This window comes from Armatimonadota bacterium (assembly GCA_031459765.1).
GTDB lineage: Bacteria > Sysuimicrobiota > Sysuimicrobiia > Sysuimicrobiales > Kaftiobacteriaceae > Kaftiobacterium > Kaftiobacterium secundum.
In genome coordinates, this window is the sequence record JAVKHY010000004.1 from 25,260 (window position 1) to 47,257 (window position 21,998).

At 70.3% G+C, this 21,998-nt stretch carries 25 protein-coding genes and 1 tRNA gene; 24 read left to right on the plus strand and 2 right to left on the minus strand.

The window, feature by feature from the left end:
• The first annotated feature begins 22 nt into the window (after positions 1-22).
• From QN141_06505 to QN141_06605, 21 genes are all read left to right on the plus strand, one after another.
• Positions 23-412, plus strand: a complete 390-nt coding sequence (locus QN141_06505; protein MDR7558121.1) for a cupredoxin domain-containing protein — start codon at positions 23-25, stop codon at positions 410-412.
• A 21-nt stretch (positions 413-433) separates the two neighbouring features.
• Entirely contained in the window at positions 434-1,405 is a 972-nt protein-coding gene (locus QN141_06510; GenBank protein ID MDR7558122.1) for a polyprenyl synthetase family protein, read from the plus strand.
• 5 nt (positions 1,406-1,410) lie between these two features.
• Positions 1,411-2,391: an NAD(P)H-binding protein gene (locus tag QN141_06515; GenBank protein ID MDR7558123.1), complete on the plus strand. Its 981-nt coding sequence runs from the start codon at positions 1,411-1,413 to the stop codon at positions 2,389-2,391.
• Between the two features lie 37 nt (positions 2,392-2,428).
• Positions 2,429-2,821, plus strand: coding sequence for a phage holin family protein (locus tag QN141_06520; GenBank protein ID MDR7558124.1), 393 nt, complete (start codon positions 2,429-2,431; stop codon positions 2,819-2,821).
• Positions 2,818-3,060: a hypothetical protein gene (locus tag QN141_06525; GenBank protein ID MDR7558125.1), complete on the plus strand. Its 243-nt coding sequence runs from the start codon at positions 2,818-2,820 to the stop codon at positions 3,058-3,060. Before QN141_06520 ends, QN141_06525 begins: the two co-directional genes overlap by 4 nt.
• Positions 3,061-3,167: 107 nt before the next feature.
• Positions 3,168-3,359 carry a twin-arginine translocase TatA/TatE family subunit gene (locus QN141_06530; GenBank protein ID MDR7558126.1) on the plus strand — a complete coding sequence of 64 codons (192 nt, stop codon included), beginning with the start codon at positions 3,168-3,170 and terminating at the stop codon, positions 3,357-3,359.
• 102 nt (positions 3,360-3,461) lie between these two features.
• Complete coding sequence (gene tatC, locus QN141_06535; protein MDR7558127.1) at positions 3,462-4,190, plus strand: twin-arginine translocase subunit TatC; 729 nt, start codon at positions 3,462-3,464, stop codon at positions 4,188-4,190.
• A 33-nt stretch (positions 4,191-4,223) separates the two neighbouring features.
• Positions 4,224-4,493: a DUF4321 domain-containing protein gene (locus QN141_06540; protein MDR7558128.1), complete on the plus strand. Its 270-nt coding sequence runs from the start codon at positions 4,224-4,226 to the stop codon at positions 4,491-4,493.
• 100 nt (positions 4,494-4,593) lie between these two features.
• Positions 4,594-5,265 (plus strand): DNA repair protein RadC, encoded by a 672-nt coding sequence (gene radC, locus QN141_06545; protein ID MDR7558129.1) that lies wholly within the window; start codon positions 4,594-4,596, stop codon positions 5,263-5,265.
• A 148-nt stretch (positions 5,266-5,413) separates the two neighbouring features.
• Positions 5,414-6,451 (plus strand): rod shape-determining protein, encoded by a 1,038-nt coding sequence (locus QN141_06550; protein ID MDR7558130.1) that lies wholly within the window; start codon positions 5,414-5,416, stop codon positions 6,449-6,451.
• 5 nt (positions 6,452-6,456) lie between these two features.
• Positions 6,457-7,281, plus strand: coding sequence for a rod shape-determining protein MreC (mreC, locus tag QN141_06555; GenBank protein MDR7558131.1), 825 nt, complete (start codon positions 6,457-6,459; stop codon positions 7,279-7,281).
• Positions 7,278-7,769, plus strand: coding sequence for a rod shape-determining protein MreD (gene mreD / locus QN141_06560; protein MDR7558132.1), 492 nt, complete (start codon positions 7,278-7,280; stop codon positions 7,767-7,769). Before mreC ends, mreD begins: the two co-directional genes overlap by 4 nt.
• A 63-nt stretch (positions 7,770-7,832) precedes the next feature.
• Complete coding sequence (gene mrdA / locus QN141_06565; protein ID MDR7558133.1) at positions 7,833-9,608, plus strand: penicillin-binding protein 2; 1,776 nt, start codon at positions 7,833-7,835, stop codon at positions 9,606-9,608.
• Positions 9,605-10,696 (plus strand): rod shape-determining protein RodA, encoded by a 1,092-nt coding sequence (gene rodA / locus QN141_06570; GenBank protein MDR7558134.1) that lies wholly within the window; start codon positions 9,605-9,607, stop codon positions 10,694-10,696. Before mrdA ends, rodA begins: the two co-directional genes overlap by 4 nt.
• Before the next feature lie 8 nt (positions 10,697-10,704).
• Complete coding sequence (locus tag QN141_06575) at positions 10,705-12,375, plus strand: Rne/Rng family ribonuclease (protein MDR7558135.1); 1,671 nt, start codon at positions 10,705-10,707, stop codon at positions 12,373-12,375.
• Between the two features lie 91 nt (positions 12,376-12,466).
• On the plus strand, positions 12,467-12,778 hold the full coding sequence (gene rplU / locus QN141_06580; GenBank protein MDR7558136.1) for a 50S ribosomal protein L21: 312 nt from the start codon (positions 12,467-12,469) through the stop codon (positions 12,776-12,778).
• A 55-nt stretch (positions 12,779-12,833) separates the two neighbouring features.
• A complete protein-coding gene (rpmA, locus tag QN141_06585; GenBank protein ID MDR7558137.1) occupies positions 12,834-13,094 on the plus strand; it encodes a 50S ribosomal protein L27 in 261 nt (86 codons plus the stop codon).
• Positions 13,095-13,255: 161 nt separating this feature from the next.
• A complete protein-coding gene (gene obgE, locus QN141_06590; GenBank protein ID MDR7558138.1) occupies positions 13,256-14,368 on the plus strand; it encodes a GTPase ObgE in 1,113 nt (370 codons plus the stop codon).
• Positions 14,369-14,383: 15 nt separating this feature from the next.
• A complete protein-coding gene (nadD, locus tag QN141_06595) occupies positions 14,384-15,013 on the plus strand; it encodes a nicotinate-nucleotide adenylyltransferase (protein ID MDR7558139.1) in 630 nt (209 codons plus the stop codon).
• Between the two features lie 10 nt (positions 15,014-15,023).
• Positions 15,024-15,428 carry a ribosome silencing factor gene (gene rsfS, locus QN141_06600; protein ID MDR7558140.1) on the plus strand — a complete coding sequence of 135 codons (405 nt, stop codon included), beginning with the start codon at positions 15,024-15,026 and terminating at the stop codon, positions 15,426-15,428.
• Between the two features lie 100 nt (positions 15,429-15,528).
• Positions 15,529-16,449, plus strand: coding sequence for a GNAT family N-acetyltransferase (locus QN141_06605; protein MDR7558141.1), 921 nt, complete (start codon positions 15,529-15,531; stop codon positions 16,447-16,449).
• A 13-nt stretch (positions 16,450-16,462) separates the two neighbouring features.
• On the opposite strand, the gene QN141_06610 is transcribed toward QN141_06605, so the two are convergent.
• Entirely contained in the window at positions 16,463-16,615 is a 153-nt protein-coding gene (locus tag QN141_06610) for a hypothetical protein (protein ID MDR7558142.1), read from the minus strand.
• A 93-nt stretch (positions 16,616-16,708) separates the two neighbouring features.
• Positions 16,709-17,938: an HNH endonuclease signature motif containing protein gene (locus QN141_06615; GenBank protein MDR7558143.1), complete on the minus strand. Its 1,230-nt coding sequence runs from the start codon at positions 17,936-17,938 to the stop codon at positions 16,709-16,711.
• A 416-nt stretch (positions 17,939-18,354) separates the two neighbouring features.
• On the opposite strand from QN141_06615, the gene QN141_06620 reads away from it, so the two are divergent.
• The 3 genes from QN141_06620 (at position 18,355) to leuS (ending at position 21,987) form a co-directional block, all read left to right on the plus strand.
• A tRNA-Ala gene (locus QN141_06620) sits at positions 18,355-18,429 on the plus strand.
• 79 nt (positions 18,430-18,508) lie between these two features.
• A complete protein-coding gene (locus QN141_06625) occupies positions 18,509-19,489 on the plus strand; it encodes a branched-chain amino acid transaminase (GenBank protein MDR7558144.1) in 981 nt (326 codons plus the stop codon).
• A gap of 17 nt (positions 19,490-19,506) precedes the next feature.
• Entirely contained in the window at positions 19,507-21,987 is a 2,481-nt protein-coding gene (gene leuS, locus QN141_06630) for a leucine--tRNA ligase (GenBank protein ID MDR7558145.1), read from the plus strand.
• The last annotated feature ends 11 nt before the right edge of the window (positions 21,988-21,998 follow it).

The following is a 21,998-nucleotide window of genomic DNA, read 5'->3' on the forward strand; positions in this document are numbered from 1 at the left end:
GATCCGGCAGAAGGAGGGAGAGATGGCTCATCGCTTCTGGCTGGCCGTGCTGGTGCTCGCCGTCCTGACGCTCTCCGCCTGCGGACCCGGCGGCGGGGGGGGACCGAGCGGGGGAGGGGCGCCGCCGACCGGAGGAGGGGGTGCCGGCGGAGCGGTCAGCGTCACCGAACACGAGTGGGCGATCGAGATGCCCAAGGAAGTGCCCTCAGGAACGGTCACCTTCACCGTGAAGAACGACGGCGCCGTGGAGCACAACTTTGTGATCCAGGAGACCGGCCAGCGCCTGGACGGCATCATGCCCGGACAGACCAAGACCTTCCAGGTCACGCTGCGGCCGGGTACCTACACGATCGTCTGCGACATCCCCGGCCACAGCGAGGCCGGGATGAAGACGACGGTCACCGCGAAGTAGGCGGGCGACCGGGGAGCCTCCGTGGACCTGGCGGCGATCTACGCGCCCATCCGGGACGACCTGAAGCGGCTGCAGGGGCTGCTGGCGCAGGAACTGGTGGCGCCCGATCCCTTCATCGGCGAGCTGGTCCGCCACGTCCTGGACACGCCGGGGAAGATGATCCGTCCGGCGCTGGTCTGTCTGGCCGCCCAGGCCAGCGGCGGCGCCGGAGAGGCGCGCCTGTGGATCGCCGCAGCCGTGGAACTGATCCACGTCGCCTCGCTCATTCACGACGATATCATCGACGAGGCGGACCTCCGGCGCGGCGTGGCCACCGTCAACGTTCGCTGGAGCAACCAGATCGCGGTGCTGCTGGGCGACTACCTCTTCGCCCGGGCCTTCGACCTCCTCAGCCGCGTGCGCCATCCCGAGGTGGCCCTGTCCCTGGCCCGCGCCTCGGTGGAGATGAGCCAGGCGGAGATCATGCAGATCAAGTACGGCGCGGAACCCCACGACGACGAGGAGATCTACCTGCGGATCATCGGCGGGAAGACGGCACACCTCTTCTCTGCCGCCTGTCGCTCGGGGGCGCTGGTCGCGGGGAACGGCCCGGCCGCGGAGGCGCTGGGACGGTTCGGGCTGGAGTGGGGGATGGCCTTTCAGATTACCGACGACGCCCTCGATCTGACCGGCCGCACGGAAGCGCTGGGCAAACCGATCCACAGCGATATTCGGGGCGGGAAGGTGACCCTGCCCCTGATCCACACGCTGCGCCGCGCCGCGCCCGAGGACCGTGTCCGCCTGCTCGCCCTCCTCCGCGAGGGGACGGCGGCGGACGGACACGTCGCGGAGGTCCAGCAGTTGCTCGGGCGCTACGGGGCGGTGTCCTACGCGCTGGAGGCGGCCGCCGCATACTCCCGCCGGGCGGCCGCGGCGCTGAGCGTCCTGCCCCCCAGTCGGGCTCTGGACAGCCTGCGCGCCCTCACCGAATTCGTCGTGGTGCGCGCCCGCTGACCCCGATGCAAGGACCGATCGCGGTCACCGGTGCCACGGGCTTCGTCGGATCGCACCTCGTCCGGATGCTCCGGGCGGAGGGGCTGCCGGTGCGGGGCGTCGTGCGCGCCCCGGGTCGTGCCGCGGCGCTGCGGGCCCTCGGCTGCCAGGTGACGACGGGCGACGTGCAGGACCGGACTTCGCTCGTCGCGGCGTTCGAGGACTGCGCGGCCGTCGTGCACCTGGTGGCGGTGATCCGGGAGCGCGGCGCGCAGACCTTCGAGGCGATCAACCGGATCGGCGTGGCGAACGCCGTCGCCGCCGCATCCGCCGCCGGCTGCAGCCGATTCGTGCACCTCAGCGCGCTGGGGGCGGCGCCGGACGGCCCCCGCTATCTGCGCTCCAAGTGGGCGGGCGAACAGGAGGTCCGCACCGGCGGGCTGCCCTTCGTCATCTTCCGTCCGTCGATCCTGGTAGGGAGGGGCGGCGGAGCGGCGACGCAGCTGGCGGATGTCGTGCGCTTCGGGCCATGGTATCCGCTGGTGCTCCTGATGGGAGGCCGGAGGGTGTTCGGGCGACTGGCCGCCCTGCTGCCGATCGTCCCGGTGCTGGGCTCCGGCCGGTACCGGTCCATGCCGGTCGCCCTCGACGACGTCCTTCCGGCCCTGCGGCAGGCGCTGGAGCGGGACGATGTGCTGGGCGGGACCTACGAGATCGGGGGCCCGGAGGCCCTGACCTACGACGCCCTGATCCGGACGGTGGCGCAGGTGCTGGGCCTCCGCCGGGTGCTGGTGCACCTGCCTGGTCCTCTGGCGCGCGCCGTCGTCGCGCTTTTCTCCCTGCTGCCCGATCCGCCGATCACGCGGGAGGAGGCCGCCGCGCTGTTCATCGACAACGTCTGCGACAACGCACCCGCCGTGCGCACCTTCGGCCTCACCCTGCGCCCGGTCGAGCAGGCGCTGCGCGAGGCGCTGGCGGCTCCGGAGGCGAAGAGTTCACCAGGGTAGAGCCTGCTGGTCCAGGCGTCGCGGGGAGGCGGATGGGATGCAACATCCCGACGGAGAGGACGGCACCGGCGCGCGGCTCGGCCGTCTGATGCGCAACATCGCGGCGCTGGGGCGCCTGCGGCTGGAAGAGGCGTGGCGGGAGGCATCTGACGCGGCGCGGGGGATGGCGATGGGGATCATCTTCGGTGCCGTCGCCCTCCTCCTCATCCTGCTGGCGGTGCCGATCCTCGTCACCGTCCTCATCCTGGTCCTGGCACTGTTTCTGCCGGCCTGGGCCGCGGCGGCGGCGGTTCTGGGCGCCGTGATCGCCGCGGCCGCCGCCCTCGTCGCTCTGGCCCGTGCCCGGCTGCGCCGGCCCCGGTTCGCGCTCGGGCGGGAGATGAGGGCGGACTGGGAGGCCATCCGGGCATCGGTGGAGGGACGGCGATGACGGCGCGCCGGGCCGACCCGGAGGAGGTGCGGGCGCTGCGCGCGGCGATCGCCGACGACCTGGCAGCGTTGATGCAGGCCGTGCGCCGGCCGGCGGCCGGGGCGCGGGAGGCCGCCGATGTCTCGGAGCAACTGGGGCGCCTGCTCACCGGCCGCGCCGGGTGGGCTGCCGCGGCGGCGGGAGTGCTTGCCGGGCTGGCCCTCGCCGTCTGGTCCCGGCTGCGGCAGGCCCGCCGCTGATGCCGCGGCCGATCTCCTTCGGCCGCAGTCCCCGGGTTCCGAGACGGTGTCAGGCCTGGGACAGAGGAGTACCGCCGACGGTGCTATAATCGGAACGGAGGTGTTCCATGCCGAACATCGGCTGGCCGGAATTGATGGTGATCCTGATTATCGCCCTCCTGCTGTTCGGGCCGCAGCGGCTCGCTGGGATCGGCGGGGCGCTGGGGCGCGCCATTCGCGAGTTTCGCGGCGCGATCCGCGAGGCAGAGAACGAGATCGAGAAGGCACCCGACAAGACGAATCTGGAGAAGCGGGCGTAGGCCGCAGCCGCTGATCGAGGGTTGGACGGCGGGACGACTCCGCCGTCCGACCCTTTTCATTGTTCGTGAGATGAAGGGACGGCGGAGGCGATGAGAGGAGAGATGGAAGACCGTCCCATGACCATCATCGAGCACCTGGAGGAGCTGCGCCATCGGCTGCTCATCGCCGTCGCCGCGTTCGCTGTGGCGACCGTCGCCTCGTTCGTCTTCGTCGAGCAGATTCTGAACGTCCTCATCCGCCCCGTCGGCCGTGTGGTCTTTCTCGCTCCGACCGAAGCCTTCATCGTGCGCATCAAGGTGGCCGCCCTGGCCGGAGCGCTGCTCAGCCTTCCCGTGGTGCTCTACCAGCTGTGGCGGTTTGTGGCCGTGGGCCTCACCCCGACCGAGCGGCGGTACGCGCTGGGGCTTCTGCCCGTCAGCCTGGTCCTCTTCGTCGCCGGGGCGACCTTCGCGTTCTTCACCATCCTGCCGGTGGGCGTCCGCTTTCTGTTGAGCTATCAGACCGAGGCCCTGGTGCCGATGATCTCCATCGGCGCGTACACCTCCTTTGCCACCGCCTTCATCCTCGCTTTCGGACTCGTCTTCCAGCTGCCGGTGGTGGTGCTGCTCCTGGCCCGGCTGGGGATCGTCACCCCGGCCACGCTGGCCGCCGGACGCCGGTACGCACTCCTGGGGATCGTCGCCCTCTCCGCGGTGCTGACCCCGGGCGGCGACGTGGTGTCCCAGGCGTTGATGGCGGTGCCCACCTATCTGCTGTACGAAGCAAGCATCTGGATCGCCCGCGCCTTCGCCCCCAAGCCGGCACGGCAGGAATCCCTCCCCACGGACTGAACCCCTCTGGTGGCCGTTGCGGGGGGGGATGCGATGCGGTCAGGCAGGCGGGCCCGCAACCCGTGGTGGGTGCTGGCGATTGTGGTCAGCCTGGGCGCGGTCCTCGGCATCGTCATCGGGGAGGCGCTCGTCGGCTACCCGGTCCTGGCCTTCCTGTCCCGCGACGTGCACGTGGGGATCGACCCGCCCTTCGTCGTGGACCTCAAGTTCCTCACGGTCACGCTGGGGTTCACCTTCCGTCTGAACCTGGCCGTCCCGATCGGCGTCGTGGTCGCGGCCTGGATCTTCCGCCTCCTGCGGTAGCCCCCCGGAGCCCTCCTGGGCCATTCTCCGCAGTGCTGACCCGGATCGGCCAGCCCGACCTGTTGCCGGCCTCGGGGGGCGTGCCTATACTGGGTCCCCCGTGAGCCTGAAGCGCCTGCCCGCCGAACTGCGTCCCCGCGAACGGCTGCGGAGCCAGGGGGCGGGGGCGCTCTCCACCGCCGAGTTGCTCGCCGTCGTCATCGGGACGGGCACCCGCACCACCTCCGCCCTCGAGGTCGGGATGCGGCTGCTGCGGCACTTCGGATCGCTGGCCGAGGTGATGCGTGCGCCGCTGGCCGAGCTGGTCACCATCCCCGGGATGGGCGAGGTCCGCGCCCTTCAGGTCGCGGCCGCCCTCGAACTCGGCCGGCGGCTGCTGGAACCCGCGCCCCTGCGTCGCGTGATCCGGTCCGCCGCCGACGCCGCGGCGGTGTGCTCGTCCATGCGCCGGCTGGATCGCGAGCACTTCCGGGTGATCCTGCTCAACACGCGACACGAGATCCTGGACATCGTCGACGTGTCCGTGGGCGGTCTGGCCTCCGCACCGGTCCATCCCCGGGAAGTGTTCAAGGAGGCCATCCGTCGCAGCGCCGCGGCGGTCATCCTGGTCCACAACCACCCGTCCGGCCACCCTGAGCCGAGCGGCGACGACCTGGTCATCACCGAGCAGTTGCGCGCCGCGGGCCGTCTGGTGGGGATCGAGGTTCTGGACCACCTGATCATCGGGGAGAGGACGTTTACCAGCCTTCGCGAACAACGGCAGGGATTCTAGCGGGCCAGGCTGCGGATGGGGGCGGCGGGCTCCGGTGACGGCGGGCCGGGTGACGGCGGACCGCCGGCCGCGCCGAGGTCCGACGGCGTCTGCGCCTTGAGTGCGTGTCTTCGGGTATGATGGGAGTGACGATGGACGGGAGGCAGGCATGGTGCTCGACGGTTTGTTCGGTCGGCTGAGTCGGGACATGGGGGTGGATCTCGGGACGGCGAACACCCTGATCTACGTCCGACGGGAGGGGATCGTTCTTCGGGAGCCGTCCGTCGTGGCCAAACGCGCCGACGACGGACAGATCCTGGCCGTTGGCGACGAAGCCAAGCGGATGATCGGGCGGACGCCCGGTGAGATCATCGCCACCCGCCCGCTGCGCGACGGCGTGATCGCCGATTTCGACACCACGGCGGCGATGCTGCAGTACTTCATCCGCAAGGGGCTCAAGGGGCGAACCTTTCTCCGTCCCCGCGTCATCGTCGGCATCCCCTCGGGCGTCACGGGCGTGGAACGCCGCGCGGTGATCGACGCCACAGAGCAGGCCGGGGCGCGCGAAGCGTACCTGATCGAGGAGCCGATGGCCGCCGCGATCGGGGCCGGCCTGCCGGTGAGCGAACCGGTCGGGAGCATGGTCGTGGACATCGGGGGCGGGACTACCGAGGTGGCCGTGATTGCCCTCGGGGGCATCGTGACCAGCAAGTCCATCCGGGTGGGCGGCGACGAGATGGACGAGGCCATCATCCAGTACTGCCGCCGCGCCTACAACCTGCTGATCGGCGAGCGCACCGCCGAGGAGATCAAGATCCAGATCGGGTCGGCGTATCCCATGAAGGACGAACAGACGATCGACGTCCGCGGGCGCGACCTGGTGAGCGGATTGCCCCGGACGGTGCGCATGACGAGTTCGGAGGCGCGCGAGGCCCTGGCCGAGCCCGTGGCGCAGATCGTCGAAGCGGTGAAGCAGACGCTGGAGCGGACGCCGCCGGAGCTGGCCGCCGACATCGTGGACCGCGGGATCATCATGGCCGGGGGCGGCTCGCTGCTGCGCGGCATCGACCGGCTGCTGGCGGAGGAGACCGGCATGCCCGTCACCATCACCGACGATCCCCTGTCCGCGGTGGCCATCGGCACCGGTCGGGCGCTGGAAGAGATCGAGATGCTGAAGCGGATTCTCATCACCTCCCGGAGGCTGTAGGTGGTGTGACCGAACTGCTCCTGGCCCGGCGGCGGGGCGCCATCTTCCTGGTCCTGCTGCTGCTCATGCTTGTCCTGCTGAGCAGCCAGAGCCGCACCGCGGATCGGCGCGACGCAGGGGCGGTGGGCCGGGCGGTCCTCACGCTGCTGTGGCCGGTGCAGTCCGGGATGGTCCGCCTGGCCGACGGTGCGGCGGGCCTGTGGGGGCGGTTCACGGAGATCGGCCGCCTGCGCCGGGAGAACCTACGGTTGCGCGCGGAAGTGGAGGCCCTCCGCCGCGAGGTGGCCCGGTTGCGCGAGGCCTCCGCCGAGGCGGAACGGCTGGAGCGCCTCCTCGCCTTTCGCGCCCGGGTCGGCTATCGGAGCGTGGCCGCCCGGGTCGTGGGGCGCGACGCCGCCCGCTGGTTCAGCACCCTCGTCGTCGATCGGGGGAGCCGGGACGGGATCCGGCCCGGCACGCCGGCGGTGACCCCCACCGGGGTGGTTGGACGCGTCATCGAGGTCACGCCCTTCGCCTCGCGTGTCCTGCTCATCGCCGACTCACGCAGCGCCGTGGGGGTGTTCGTCCAGCGCACCCGCGACGCGGCGGTGGTGGAAGGGCGCAACACGGAGCGCCTGCACCTGAAGTATCTGTCGACGGCAGCGCAGGTTCGGGCCGGGGACCTGCTCGTGACCTCGGGGCTGGGCGGGGTGTTCCCCCCGGGCCTGGTGGTGGGGCGAATCGCCACGGTGGAGAGAGAGGAGGGAGCGTTGCTGCAGGAAGCCGAGGTGGAACCGGCGGCGCGGCTGGATCGGCTGGAGGAACTGCTGCTCCTCCTGCCGCAAGAGTGAGACTGCTGGCCTACGGTGGGTTGCTGGTCGCATCAGCCCTGGTGCACGTTGCCTGGCTGTCTCGTCTGGAGATTTCGGGGGCGATCCTTGATCCGTTGCTGCCGATCGCGGTGGCGGTCGGCATTCTGCGGGGCGCGTCGTCCGGCGCGGTGGTCGGAACGGCCGGAGGCCTCCTGCAGGACCTGCTGAGCGGGGGGCCGCTCGGCGTCAACGGCTTCGCCAAACTCGTGGTGGGATTCGCCTCGGGGCTGTTCGAGCGGAGCATCTACATCGAGAACCCGCTGCTGCCCGCCGTCGCCACCTTCGCCGGGACGCTGCTGGGCGAGGTCCTGCTGGCCGTCGTCGGTCAGGTGACCGGCTTCGGCCGTGAACCCCTGTCGGGCGTCCTGGGCCGCGCCGGGGTGCAGGCGGCACTGAACAGTGCCGTGGCTCCCTTCCTGTTCCGAGTCGTCAGGAGGATCGAGGTCCGGCTGGAGGAGCCGCGGTAACTCCGGACGACCGACGGGCCATGGCCGGGCGGCGGCTCCCCGGCGGGGTGCATCCGAATTCCGATGCGTACCGACTATGTGCCGCCCTTTCGGCGGCTTCGCGTCCTCAACACGATCATCGTCGCCCTGTTCGGGCTGCTGGTGGCGCGCCTGTGGCAGCTCCAGGTCTGGCACGGCGCGCACTACCTGCGGCAGTCGGAAGAGAACCGCATCCGCGACTACATCCTGACCGCGCCCCGGGGGGTGATATACGACCGGCACGGTCGGCCGCTGGTCAGCAACCGTCCGGCCTTCACCGTGGCCATCCTGCCCCTCGAACTCAAGGACGCTGCCCGCGTCCTCCCGCGGCTGGCCCAGCTGGTGGGCATGCCGGCGGAGGAGATTCGACGGCGGATCGACGCCCACCGCGAGCGCCCCTTCGAGCCGGTGCGGATCCGGCGGGATGTCGGGGCCGCGGTCGTGGCCCGGATCGAGGAACACCGGATGGAGCTGCCCGGCGTGGTCATCCTGGTGGAGCCGGTGCGGCACTACCTCTACGGGCCGATGGCCGCGCACGTCTTCGGCTACCTCGGAGAGATCAATGAAGAGGAGCTGCGAGAGCGTCGCGACCGCGGCTACCGCCCCGGAGACCTCGTCGGCAAAGCCGGCGTGGAGCGGGTGTATGAATCGGTGCTGCGCGGGGTGGACGGACGGCTGCGCATGGAGGTGGACGCCCTCGGCCGTCCGCTGCGCGTCCTCCAGCGCATCCCGGCCGTCCCCGGGCGGCCCATCGTGCTGACGTTGGATCTCACCCTGCAGAAGGCCGCCTTCCAGGGGCTGCGGGACGGGCCGCAGCCCTCGGGCGCAGTGGTGGCGATGGACCCCCGCTCCGGGGAGATCCTGGCCCTGGAGAGCCAGCCGGCCTACGATCCCAACGAGTTCGCCATCGGGATCACATCGGAGCGCTGGCAGGCGCTCACCGGAAATCCCCTGCGGCCGCTGCTGAATCGGGCCCTGGGGGCGGCGTTCGAGCCCGGCTCGGTCTTCAAGATCGTCACCGCCGTGGCCGCCCTGGAAGAGGGGCTCGTCGGCCCGACCACCACATTCTACGCGCCCGGATATTACCGTCTGGGCCGCTGGGTCTTCCGCGACCTGCGGGCCTGGGGGACGGTGACCTTTCTCCAGGGGATCCAGAACTCGATCAACGTGGTGTTCTACACCCTGGGGTACCGGCTGGGGGGCGAGACCCTCGCCGCGTACGCGCATAAGATGGGGCTCGGCGCGGTGACCGGCATCGACCTTACCGGGGAGGTCTCGGGCACGATCCCCAGCCCCGCGACCAAGCAACACCTCGTCGGGGAGCCGTGGTATCCGGGAGATGCCGTGAATATGTCCATCGGTCAGGGCGCGGTCACGGTGACGCCCCTGCAGGTGGCGCGCATGATCGCCTCGGTGGCCAACGGCGGGACGCTCCTGCAACCCCACGTCCTGCTCCAGGCTCAGGCCGGCGGTCGGACCGTCCGGTCCCAGCCGGTGGTCCAGCGCCGCGGACTCTACGACGCCCGGGCTCTCGCCGTCCTGCGGGCGGGGCTGCGGGCGGCGGTGGAGCGGGGCACGGGACGGGCGACGAACCTGGCGCAGGTCGCCGTGGCGGGGAAGACCGGCAGCGCGGAGAACCCCCGGGGGAAACCCCATGCCTGGTTCGCCGGATACGCGCCGGCGGACGCCCCCCGCCTCGTCGTGGTGGCGTTCGTCGAGCACGGCTTTCGCGGGGGGATGACCGCCACGCCCATCGTCCGCCGCGTGATGGAGGCCGCCTTCCCCGAGGCCCCGGCGGTGGGACCGGAGGACGGCCGGTGAAGCCGCGGGTGCTGCGCTATGTGGACTGGGCCCTCGTGGCCTCGACGCTGGCCCTGATCCTGGGCGGCGCGGTCATCCTCTTCTCCGCGACCAGAACCTTCCCCGACCCGTGGGCCTTCGTCAAGGCCAGGGCCGTGCACGTCGTCCTGGGCGGCGTCATCCTTGTGCTCGTCGCCGCCGTGGACTACCAGGTCCTGGCGCGCTGGTGGCGGCCGCTGTGGCTGGGGACCGTCATCCTCCTCGCCGCGGTGGACATCGTCGGTCGCACGGCGCAGGGCGCCCAGCGCTGGCTCCCGCTGGGCCCGCTGAGCTTCCAGCCCTCCGAGGTGGCCAAGGTCCTTCTCATCATCACCCTGGCCAAGCACCTGGACGGCCACGGGGAGCCGACTTCGCTGCGTCAGGTCTTTCCGGTGCTGCTGCATGCCGCGGTGCCCATCGTCCTGATCGTGCAGCAGCCGGACATGGGGACGGCGCTGGTGCTGCTGGCCATCCTGCTGGCGATGCTGTTCGCCGCCGGGACACCCGTGCGCCTGTTGGGCGGGCTGGCCGCGGCCGGGGCGCTGGCCGCACCGGTCCTGTGGCGTATGCTCCACGACTACCAGCGGCGGCGGCTCATCGTGTTCCTCGATCCGGGGAGCGACCCCTTGGGCGCGGGCTATGCCCTGATCCAGTCCAAGATCGCCGTAGGGTCGGGCCAGCTGCTGGGGAAGGGCTTCCTGCAGGGCACCCAGAACCTGCTCCGCTTCATCCCGGAGCAGCACACGGACTTCATCTTCACCGTGATCGGGGAGGAGCTGGGCTTCCTCGGGGCCCTGACCCTGCTGGCGCTGTTCGGTTTCTGGGTGTGGCGGGCCGCCGCCGTGGCCCGGGTCGCCAAGGACCGGCTGGGGATGCTCATGGCCGTCGGCGTGCTGGCCATGATCGCCTTCCACCTGTTCATCAACGTGGGGATGACGGTGGGCCTGGCGCCCATCACGGGGATCCCGTTGCCCTTCGTCAGCCACGGCGGCAGCGCGTTGATCGCGATGCTGGCCGCCACAGGGTTGCTGTTGAACGTTGGCATGCGCCGGAAGAAGATCTTGTTCTGATCCTGTCGGTGAGGGTGGTGCGTTCGGGAGTGGCCATGACCAAAGAGATCATCGCCAACATCGATCCCCTCGAGACCCGTGTCGCCGTGCGGGAGGAGGGGCAGCTGGTCAACCTGTATATCGAGCGCGGCGAGCCGCTGGCGGGAAACATCTACAAGGGCCGGGTGGCCAACGTGCTGCCGGGGATGGAGGCGGCCTTCGTGGACATCGGGCTGGAGCGCAACGCCTTTCTCCACGTCGGAGACATTCGCTCCCAGCGGCTGGCCGGCGAGGAGGTGGAAGAGTCCTTCGGCAAAGGGGCGATCGCCCAGCGGCTGCGTGTCGGTCAGGAGATCCTGGTCCAGGTGACCAAGGAGCCGATGGGGACCAAGGGCGCGCGGGTCACCACCTACATCGCGCTCCCCGCCTACCATCTCGTGCTCATGCCCACCGTGAACTACGTGGGGGTGAGCCGGCGGATCGAGGACGAGCAGGAGCGCAAGCGGCTGCGCCAGCTCGCCGACCGGCTGCGGCCCAAGGGCATCGGGGTCATCGTGCGCACCGCGGCGGCGGGAGCCAAGGAGCAGGCCCTGGCCGACGACCTCAAGTACCTGTTGCAACTGTGGAACCGCGTCGAAGAGCGCTCCAAGAACAGCCGGGCGCCGGCCCTGGTGTACCAGGACCTGCACCTGATTCGCCGGGTGGTGCGTGACCTGTTCACGGCCGAGGTCGACCGGTTCCTCATCGATGCCAAGGACGAGTTTCAGCGCGTGCAGGACCTGCTGAGTTCCTTTGCCCCCGAGCTGAAGCCCCGCGTCCATCTCTACCAGGGAGAGACCCCGGTGTTCGAGCACACCGGCGTGGAGCGCGAGCTGGAGAAGGCGCTGCACCGAAAGGTCTGGCTGCGCTCCGGCGGCTACATCGTCGTGGACCGCACCGAGGCGCTGACCATTATCGATGTCAACACCGGGAAGTACGTGGGCAAGACCGACCTGGCCAGCACGATCCTGCGCACCAACCTGGAGGCGGTGGACGAAATTGTGCGCCAGATCCGGTTGCGCGACATCGGCGGCATCATCCTCGTGGACTTCATCGACATGGAGAGCGAGGCGCACCGCAAGAAGGTGATGGCCGCCCTCCAGGAGGCCGTGCGGCGCGACCGCTCCAAGGTGCACGTCATCGACCTGACTGCGCTGGGGCTGGTGGAGATCACGCGCAAGCGCGTCTACCAGGATCTGGAAGAGGTGATGCGGGAGCCCTGTCCCTATTGCGAAGGCCGGGGACGGGTGTTCACTGCCGAGACGATGGCCCTGCGCATCCGCCGGGACCTGCGCCGGTTCCTGCGCAGCGCCAAGGGCGGCGCCCTGCTGGTCGAAGTGCATCCCGATGTCTACCGGCTTCTGACGGCCGGCGGCGAGGGGTGGGTCCGGCCGCTGGAGGACCAGACCGGCAAGCGCCTGCGTCTGCGCAGCCGTGAGGGGATGCATGTGGAGCGGGTACGGCTGGTCGAGGCGGGGTCGGTGGAGGGGCTGGAGGAGGCGGCCCGCAGCGGGCAGGAGCAGATCTTCTGGATCGCCCACGAACCGGCCGATGCCGTCCGGTTCGCCGAGCCGGACGAGGAGCAGGAGGTGGCCCTGGTCGGTGCCGGTCGGCGGGACGGCCTGCTGGTGCGGCTGCGCCGATTGCTCGGCGGAAGTTGATGTGATAGAATTCGTCGGGTCCGAAGACGCGGCGAGACCGGGCTGGTGCCGCCGCGTGGTCCGGGCCTGGGCACCGTCGGGAGAGGATCTCGTGTACGCCGTTATCGAGAGTGGGGGGAAGCAGTACCGCGTCGAGAAGGGCGCGCTGGTGCAGGTGGAGCGTCTCGACGCCGCGCCGGGGACGCAGGTGACGCTGGATCGCGTCCTGCTCGTCGCCGACGGCCCCACCGTGAAGGTGGGCGCTCCGGTGGTGCCCGGCGCCGTGGTCCGGGCCACCGTGCTCGAGCACGGTCGAAGCAAGAAGATCCTGGTCCTGAAGTACAAGGCCAAGGCCCACTATCGCCGGCGGCAGGGACACCGCCAGGGCTATACCCGTCTGCGGATCGACGAGATCACCGTCTGAGCCGGGATCACCGTCTGCGTCGGGATCATCATCTGCGGTCGGAGGGTCGGTAGCGATGGCGCACAAGAAGGGCATGGGGTCGTCCCGCAACGGGCGGGACAGCAGGAGCAAGCGGCTCGGGATCAAGGCCTTCGCCGGCGAGCGGGTGCAGCCCGGCAGCGTGCTGGTCCGGCAGCGCGGCACGAAGGTGCGCCCCGGACTCAACGTGGGCATCGGCCGCGATCACACCCTGTTTGCCCTCGTGGCCGGCACGGTGGCCTTCGAACGCCGCGGTCGCGACGGCCGCCAGGTCAGCGTCTACCCGGTGCCGGCGTAAGGCAGGAGATCCGCCGCGGCGCGTGGCGTCGGCCTCGCGCCAACGCGCCTGCGGAACCGGACGTGCCTGCGGGGACGCGTCGGCGTGAAGGAGTCTCCTTCCAGGCCCGGTCCCGCTCCGGCGGGTCGGGCCTTTTGTCTGCCGACCCGGGGTCCACGGTGATGTTCATCGATCGTGCGGTGATCCACGTGAAAGGCGGCGACGGCGGGCGCGGCGCGGTGAGCTTCCGGCGGGAGAAGTCCCTCCCCAAGGGCGGGCCGGACGGGGGCGACGGCGGCCAGGGCGGCGATGTGGTGCTGGTGGCCGACGAGGGGCTGTCCACGCTGCTCGACTTCCAGTACCGGCGACACTACCGCGCCGAACGCGGGGCCCACGGAGAGGGGGGCAACCGTCACGGACGCCGGGGAAGCTCGCTGATCGTTCCGGTCCCCGCGGGCACCGTGGTCCGTGACGCCCGGACCCGGGAGGTCCTGGCCGATCTCGTCCGGCACGGGCAGCGGGTCGTCGTGGCGCGGGGAGGCCGCGGGGGACGGGGGAACGCCCGGTTCGCCACGTCCACGCGCCGCGCGCCGCGTCGGGCCGAACCGGGAGAGCCCGGGGAGGAGCGGGACGTCGAGCTGGAACTGAAGCTCATCGCCGATGTGGGACTGGTCGGGTTCCCCAACACGGGCAAGTCGACGCTGCTGGCCCGGGTCTCCGCGGCGCGCCCGAAGATCGCCGACTACCCCTTCACGACGACGGAGCCGTGCCTCGGCGTCGTGGCCGTTCCCGACGGCCGGAGTTTCGTGCTGGCCGACATCCCGGGACTGATCGCCGGCGCGCATCAGGGGCTGGGACTGGGCCACACCTTTCTCCGCCACATCGCCCGGACCAAAGTGTTGATTCACCTCGTCGATCTTGCCGCGCCCGAGCGCGATCCGGTGGGCGATATCGAGATCATCAACCGGGAACTCCGCCTCTACGATCCGGCGCTGGGGGAGCGCCCGATGCTGTACGCGCTGAACAAGGTCGATCTCCCCGGAGCCCGGGAGCGGGCGGTCCAGGTTTCGGCGGTTCTGGAAGCGAGAGGCTGCCGTCTCTTCGTGATCTCCGCCGCCACGGGGGAGGGCGTCGATCTCCTGATGTCGGCGGCCGCCGACCTGCTGGCCCGCAGAGGCGAGGGGGCCGCCCCGCTGGCGACCGCGCAGGACGGGGACAGCGGGAGGACGCAGGAGGACGGCGAGATAGAGAGGATGAGGGGCGCAGGCACGGTGACAGGCGCAGGGACGGCCTAGACGGCAGGTTTTGTCGTGGCGCGCATCGGCATCATGGGCGGGACGTTCGACCCGATCCACTACGGCCATCTGGTCACGGCCGAGGAAGCCCGCTTCCAGTTCGCTCTGGATCACGTGTACTTCGTGCCAAACCGCTATCCGCCCCACAAGTCGCTGGATCACGTCACCGATCCCGAGCACCGGTTTCGGATGACCCAGCTGGCCGTGCAGAGCAACCCGCGGTTCTCCGTCTCGCGGATCGAAATCGACCGGCCGGGTCCCTCCTACACCATCGACACGCTGCTCGCCCTGCGCAGGGAGTATGCCGCGGGGGACCTGTTCTACATCACCGGCGCGGATGCCATCCTCCAGATCGTCCGCGGGGAGTGGCAGCGCGCGGCCGAACTGCTGGAGCTGTGCCAGTTCATCGCCGCCAGCCGGCCCGGCTTTCCCATCGGCGTGGACGACCTGCGCCGGTACAATGTGACGGGACGGGTGCTGGAGAACCTGCACGTCATGGAGATCCCGGCCCTGGCCATCTCCTCCACCGATATCCGGGCCCGTGTCGCCGCAGGTCGCCCTATTCGCTATCTGGTGCCCGATGCGGTCGCCGCGTACATTGCCGAGCACGGGCTGTACCGGCGCCCTGGGACGCCGTTACCGTGAGGGCGTCGCGGTGCCGGTCGGTCGGACGGGTCGGGGCCTGTCGGGACGGCGGCGCGGCGGGAGTGCGGCGACCATGAAGGCGGCGCGGCAGCTGGCCCTGGCCGCCGCTGCGGCGATGGACGCCAAGAAGGCCTCGGACGTGGTGATCCTGGATCTGCGGGCGCATACGTTGGTGGCCGACTACTTCGTGATCGGGTCGGCCGAGACCACGGTGCAGCTCCGCGCCGTGACCGAGGCCGTGGAGGAGGCACTCGCCGAGGCGGGGGCGATCCTCCTCGGACGCGAAGGACACGCCCGCGCGCGGTGGATTCTCCTGGACTTCGGCCCGGTCGTCGTGCACATCTTCGGCCCGGAGGCCCGGCGGCTGTACAACCTGGAGCGGTTGTGGGCCGACTCGCCGATCGTCGAGCGCTAGCCGCGGGTGGAGCGGGCGACGTGCGGGGCGCCGGCGGTGGGGCGGCGCCGAACGTGGCGGTGCGGGGACGGCGGAGCCGGCGGGACCGGGGAAGGCGATCATGGCGAAGCTGACCTTCCGTACGAGCGAGCCGGGCGATGTTGACACCCTCGTGGCCCTCTACGACCGCCACTACGAAGGCGGGTACTCGGCCTGCTTCGATCGGTACGGTCCGGCCACGCCCCGGGACTTCTGGTGGGTCCAGTCGGAGAAGTCGCTCACCCTGGTCGAGGTGAATCGGAAGGTCGTCGGCCTGATCGTCATCGGGCGCTCGGGGAGACGGCTGCTGGCGGAGGAGGTGATCCTGGACGTCGATCGCGGAGAGCGGGATGATCTCCTCCCTCAACTCCACGAGTGGCTCACCCGTCGCTTCCAGCAGGCGCGGCAGGAGGTCCTGTCGATCCGCGGGGCGGAGACCAACGCCGTTGTGCTGGCCATGGCCCGCACCTTCGGATTTGTTTTCGCCGACGCGCTGGTTGTGGCCGTCGGCGGCCGGCCGGCCGCGGGGGCCCCGACCGCGACCGGCCGGCCGCCGGCCGGCGGACCGGCGCACGACGAGGACCGGTCACCCGGGGAGGGCCCCCGCGGCTACCGCATCCGCCGGGCTCGGCCCTCCGACGAGCAGGCCCTTTCGCAACTGCACGAGGAGACCGTGGGGCCGGTCCGGGCCAGCGATCTCAAGGCGCTGTGGACCCTACCCGATGTCCGTATCCTCCTGGCGGAGCGCGACACGTTTCCGGTGGGGTTTCTGATTGCGCAGGTACGAGACGGTGCCGGGCGGTGGCTCGTCGGTGTGCGTCAGACCCACCGGGGCAAAGGGCTCGGCCGGGCGCTGGCCGCGGAGGCCCTGCAGTTCTTCCGTGCCAGACGCGTTCCGGCCGTCACCACCTACTGGGGGACGGACTCAGGCGCGATACGCCTGGCCCGCGCGATCGGGGCGAAGACGGAGCGGGTCTTCCTGTACTTCCAGCGACCGCTGTGACGACAGTCGTCCGCTAGGCGGCCTTCTCCTCAGGCTTGAAGGTGAAACGGTTGCCGCAGTTCCGGCACTTCCACTTCTGCGCGCCTGTTTCGTCGCGTCCCTGATAGTCGATGTGGGTGCTCTTGCAGGCCGGACAGCGGTCGGCGCCCTTCATCCCCATGGCCATCCCCCCTTGCCTTTATCCTAGTCGCCCGGAAGGGCCTGCCAATCCGGCAGGGGCTGTATACACGAAGACGGGCGCGCTCTCCCCGCACGCGGCCTACGGCGGCGGTCCCCGCAGGCCGGCCCGGACCTCCGCCTCGTACCGGTTGTGCGCCCGGCAGCGCAGCTGGAGGTTGTCGACCGTCGCCCTCCCACCGGCGCTGAACGGAACGATGTGGTGGAACTCGAGGAAGCCGCGCTCCGTGCACCGATGGCCGTCGCCGCTTGTGAAGGTGCACCGTCCCTCGTCGCGGAGCCACACCGCCCTTCTGACGTCCGGCGGGATGTAGCGCGAGCCGGGCGGAATGTCGCGCGAGCCGGGCCGGGGCTCCCGCAGTGGAGACCCGCCGGGAGGGGCCTTCGACGACGGTTCCAAGGAGGGCGCCGTGCGGGCCGTGCCCGGCCGGGGGGGCGCGCGGTCGGCGGCCCCGAGCTTCCGCTTCATCAGTTCGTTCAGCAACGCCGTCAGCGCTCGATCGACGATCTTCCCGACGTCGCCGTCGGGAATCTGGTGGCGTAGCAGGTCCTGCGCGGCGCGGAGTTTGGCGTGGGTGTCGGGGCTGGCCGTGAACTGGACCCGGTAGAACTGTTCCGCCAGTGGGGTGATGGCCGCGCGCCGAGAAGCAGGCGGCGTGGTCGGCGACGGCGCGGGGGGTGAGACGTGCCGGATGCGATCCTCCGACGATACCGGCGATGGGCCGGCGGCGTCCGGGCCGGGGGCAGGTTCCGGCCCGGATGTATCCAGGATCGGCCCGGACGTGGTTGCGGCGGCGGGCGACGGGGCGGGGAGCCGGCGGATCAGCGAGCGTGCCGGCGGACGAGGCCGGAGCCGGGCGATGATCTCCTCGACCTGCCGCCTGGACTTGTGGGTGACGGCGGCCAGCAGGTCACGGTGGTTGTCCGGCGTCAACTCCGGCGCCAACAGCGTGACAGCGGTGAGGGTGACCGAGCCGTCGGCCAGAAGATCCAGGACGAGGGGATAGCGCCGGGCCGCACGCGCGGCCTGAATCCGGCCGTACGCCGCATGCTCGGACAGGTGGAGGAACTGGGTAAGGTAGGCGAAGAGCGATGAGGCGCCTTCCTCGAGGTACAGCTGCCGTTCGTCCAGCACGGCCAGATGGGCAATCAGGATGGCCGTGGCCCGGCGCTCATCGGCGGCAAGCCCCTTGACCCGCGCCACCAGTTCCCGGTTGGTGAGGCGGCGGGCTCCCGACAGCGACACGACACTGACGGCTGTTGAGGCGGTATCCACCGCCGCGGTCCCGAGCGGTGCGGCTTCGCTGCGCATCGCCAATCATGATGGCACGCCGCCGTCTGAAGACTATGCCCCCGCCGGACTGTTTGGTAGGCTCCACGCCCAACTCGGTTCAGAACCAAGTGGTGGGGCCTGTGGGGGCCAATGTGCGGGCCGGCAGGTCACAGGGCAAGGCCTGCCTCCGCTGCGTCTTCGGCGTGGGGGCGCCCTCGCCCTCGATTGACGCCGAATGCACGGCGTCGTTATAATGGCAGGGCGTAACGCGATGACCGGAAGCAGTAGGCCGGCGCTCGGGCCCAAGCGAGCCGGTGGAACGGGTGGAACGACCGGTGCCAGGAGCCAGCCGAACTCGTCCGGGAGCAGCGGACCCGACCGCACGGGCGTTGACCCGCCTGCGCGCAGGGTCGCCGGGGCTCACCCGATACGTGAGGTGAGCGGATAGCGTTGCCGGGGCTGTAGCTCAGAGGGAGAGCGCCCGCTTGGCGTGCGGGAGGTCGAGGGTTCAATTCCCTCCAGCTCCACCAGAGACGCTGTCAATCGTGGGTGGTACCGCGGAGGCCGCCTTCGTCCCACGGGACGAGGCGGCGTTTCTACTTTGGAGGGATGACGATGGCCGCATCGATCTGGTTCAACGGGGCGCTGGTCGCCGCGGAGGAGGCGCGCGTGCCGGTTACGGTCCACGCGCTGCATTACGGCAGTTCCGTCTTTGAAGGGATCCGCGCCTACGCCACCCCCCGGGGACCGGCGGTGTTCTGCCTGGCCCAGCACGTGCGCCGGCTGGTGGATTCCTGCCGGATTTTCCGCATGACGCTGCCCTACAGCGCGGCGGAGCTCACCGACGCGATCCTGACCACGGTGCGCGTCAACGGCCATGAGAGCTGCTATATCCGCCCCATCGTCTTTCGCGGGACGGGGACCTTCGGCCTGGACCCGCGGAAGGCCTCGGTGGAGGTGGCGATCATCACCTTCGAGTGGGGACGGTACCTGGGCCAGGAGGCCCTGGAGCAGGGGGTCGATGTGATGGTCAGTTCCTGGCGGCGGGCCGCGCCGGACACCGCCGTCCCCATGGCGAAGATCGGCGGCCAGTATGTGACGTCGCAACTGATCGCGATGGAGGCCGCCGATCACGGGTTCACCGAAGGCATCGCCCTGGACGCCCAGGGGTTCGTCAGCGAGGGCAGCGGCGAGAACATCTTCCTGGTGCGGGAGGGAGTGGTGTACACGCCCCCGCTGTCGGCAAGCGTCCTCCCCGGCGTGACGCGCACCGTGGTGGTGACGATGCTGCGGGATCTGGGGGTCCCGGTACGGGAGGAACCGCTCCTCCGCGAGGCCCTGTACACCGCCGACGAGCTGTTCTTCACGGGGACGGCGGCGGAGATCACCCCGGTCCGCTCCGTGGACCGGATTCCCGTCGGCAGCGGCCGCCGCGGCCCGCTGACGGTGCGGCTGCAGGAGCAGTTCTTCGGCCTCATCTCGGGCGCCGTGCCGGACCGGCACGGCTGGCTGACCTATGTCCGCGCCGGTGCCGAAACACCGGGGCGCCCGGGAGTCGAGGCGAGGGCGGAAGAGGACGTGAGGGCGTAGGGGAGGTGGCCAGGGTCATGCGTTACGACGCCACCGCAATCGAGGCCAAGTGGCAGGCCCGGTGGGAGGCGGACCGGCTGTACCACGCCCCCGATTTCGATCCCCGGCCCAAGTGGTACTTCCTGACGATGTACCCCTATCCGTCGGGAGACCTGCACATCGGGCACTGGTATGCCATGGCACCCTCGGACGCTGCGGCGCGCTTCCGGCGCATGCAGGGCTACAACGTGATGTTCCCCATCGGCTTCGACGCCTTCGGGCTGCCTGCGGAGAACGCCGCGATCCAGCACGGGATCCACCCGTACACCTGGACGATGGAGAACATCCAGCGCATGCGCCGCCAGCTGCGCTCCATGGGGGCGATGTGGGACTGGGACCGCGAAATCGTCACCTGCGACCCCGAGTACTACAAGTGGAACCAGTGGTTCTTCCTGCGGATGTACGAACGCGGCCTGGCCTATCGCGCTTTGGCGCCCGTGGACTGGTGCCCCCGCGACAACACGACGCTGGCCCGGGAGCAGGTGGTCGGAGAAGAGCGCGTCTGCGAGCGCTGCGGCACGCCGGTGGTGAAGAAGAACCTGGAGCAGTGGTTCCTGCGGATCACGGCCTACGCCGAGGAGTTGCTGAACTTCTCCGGCATCGAGTGGCCGGAGCGGGTGCGGGTGCTGCAGGAGAACTGGATCGGCCGCAGCCCCGGGGTGGAGTTCGAGCTGAAGGTCGCGGGTCACCCCGACGCCGGCTTCCGGGTGTTCACGACACGGCCGGATACGGTGTACGGCATGACCTTTGCGGTCCTGGCCCCCGAGCATCCGCTGGTGGATCGCCTGACCACGCCGGAATGCAAGGCGGAGGTCGAGGCCTACAAGTTCAAGGCGGCGCGCACCTCCGACATCGAGCGGCTGTCCACGGAGAAGGAGCGGGACGGGGTGTTCATCGGAGCCTACGCGGTGAACCCCATGAACCAGGAGAAGGTGCCGATCTTCATCGCCGATTACGTCCTGCTGACCTACGGGACGGGGGCGATCCAGGGCGTGCCGGCCCACGACGCCCGGGACTTCGCCTTCGCCCGCCGCTACGGCCTGCCCATTCCCGTCGTCGTCGCCCCGCCGGGCTGGGACGGGAGCCCGCTGCGCGAGGCGTATCTGGGCGAAGGGACGATGGTGAATTCGGGTCCCTTCAGCGGCCTGTCCTCCGCGAGGGGCTGGGAAGCCGTCGCCGACTATATGGAGCAGCACGGCATCGGCAAGAGAACGGTCCACTACCGGCTGCACGACTGGCTGATCAGCCGGCAGCGCTACTGGGGGACGCCCATCCCGATCATCTACTGCCCGCAGTGCGGGACGGTGCCGGTGCCCGACAAGGACCTTCCCGTGACCCTGCCCATGGACGCCGAATTCCTGCCCACCGGCGAATCGCCTCTGAAACGCCACGAGGGCTTCCGGAGGGTGCGGTGTCCGACCTGCGGCGGTCCGGCCGAGCGCGAGACGGACACCATGGACACCTTCATCGACTCCTCCTGGTACCAGTACCGGTACGTCAGCCCCCACGAGGCCGGCCGTCCCTTCGACCCGGTCCGCGGGGCCTACTGGTTGCCCGTGGACCAGTACACCGGCGGCGTGGAACACGCCGTCATGCACCTGCTGTACACCCGCTTCTGGACAAAGGTGATGCGGGACCTGGGACTGGTCTCCTTCAGCGAGCCGATGCTGCGCCTGTTCAACCAGGGCGTTATCCTGGGCGAAGACGGAGAGAAGATGAGCAAGTCGCGGGGCAACGTGGTGAACCCCGACGACTACGTGCGCACCATGGGCGCCGACGTCGTGCGCACCTACCTGATGTTCATCGGTCCCTGGGAAGGCGGCGGTCCCTGGAACAGCCGGGGGATCGAAGGCGCCCAGCGGTTCCTGCAGCGCGTCATGGCGGTCGTGGGGTACGGCGATGCTTCCTCCTCCGGAGGGGACGCAGGGCGGGGATCGGGGCCGGCGGCGCCCCGCAGGCCCTCCGCGGAGGCCGTGCGCGAGCTGCGCCACTGGACCCACAAGACCATCAAAAAGGTCACGGAGGATCTGGAAGGGTTCCGCTTCAACACCGCCATCGCGGCGCTGATGGAGTTCGTGAACGAGCTGGGGCGGGTGAAGAGGATACTGGAGGGCACCCCGGCCTGGCGGGAGGCGGTCCGCACGCTGGTGTTGTTGCTGGCCCCCATCGCCCCCCACCTGAGCGAGGAGCTGTGGGCGCATCTGGGCGAGTCCTACAGCGTGCACCAGCAGCGGTGGCCGGCCTTCGACGCGGCGCTGGCCCGCGCGGAGACGGTCACCCTGGTGCTGCAGGTGAATGGCAGGGTCCGGGACCGCGTCCGGGTCCCCGCGGATCTGAACGAGGCCGAGGCCCGGGAACTGGCGCTGCGGAACGAACGGGTGCGCAAGTTCCTCGACGGCAAGGAGGCGGCGGCGGTCGTCGTGGTCCCGGGACGGCTGGTCAACGTCGTGACGCGGTGAACGGGAATCAG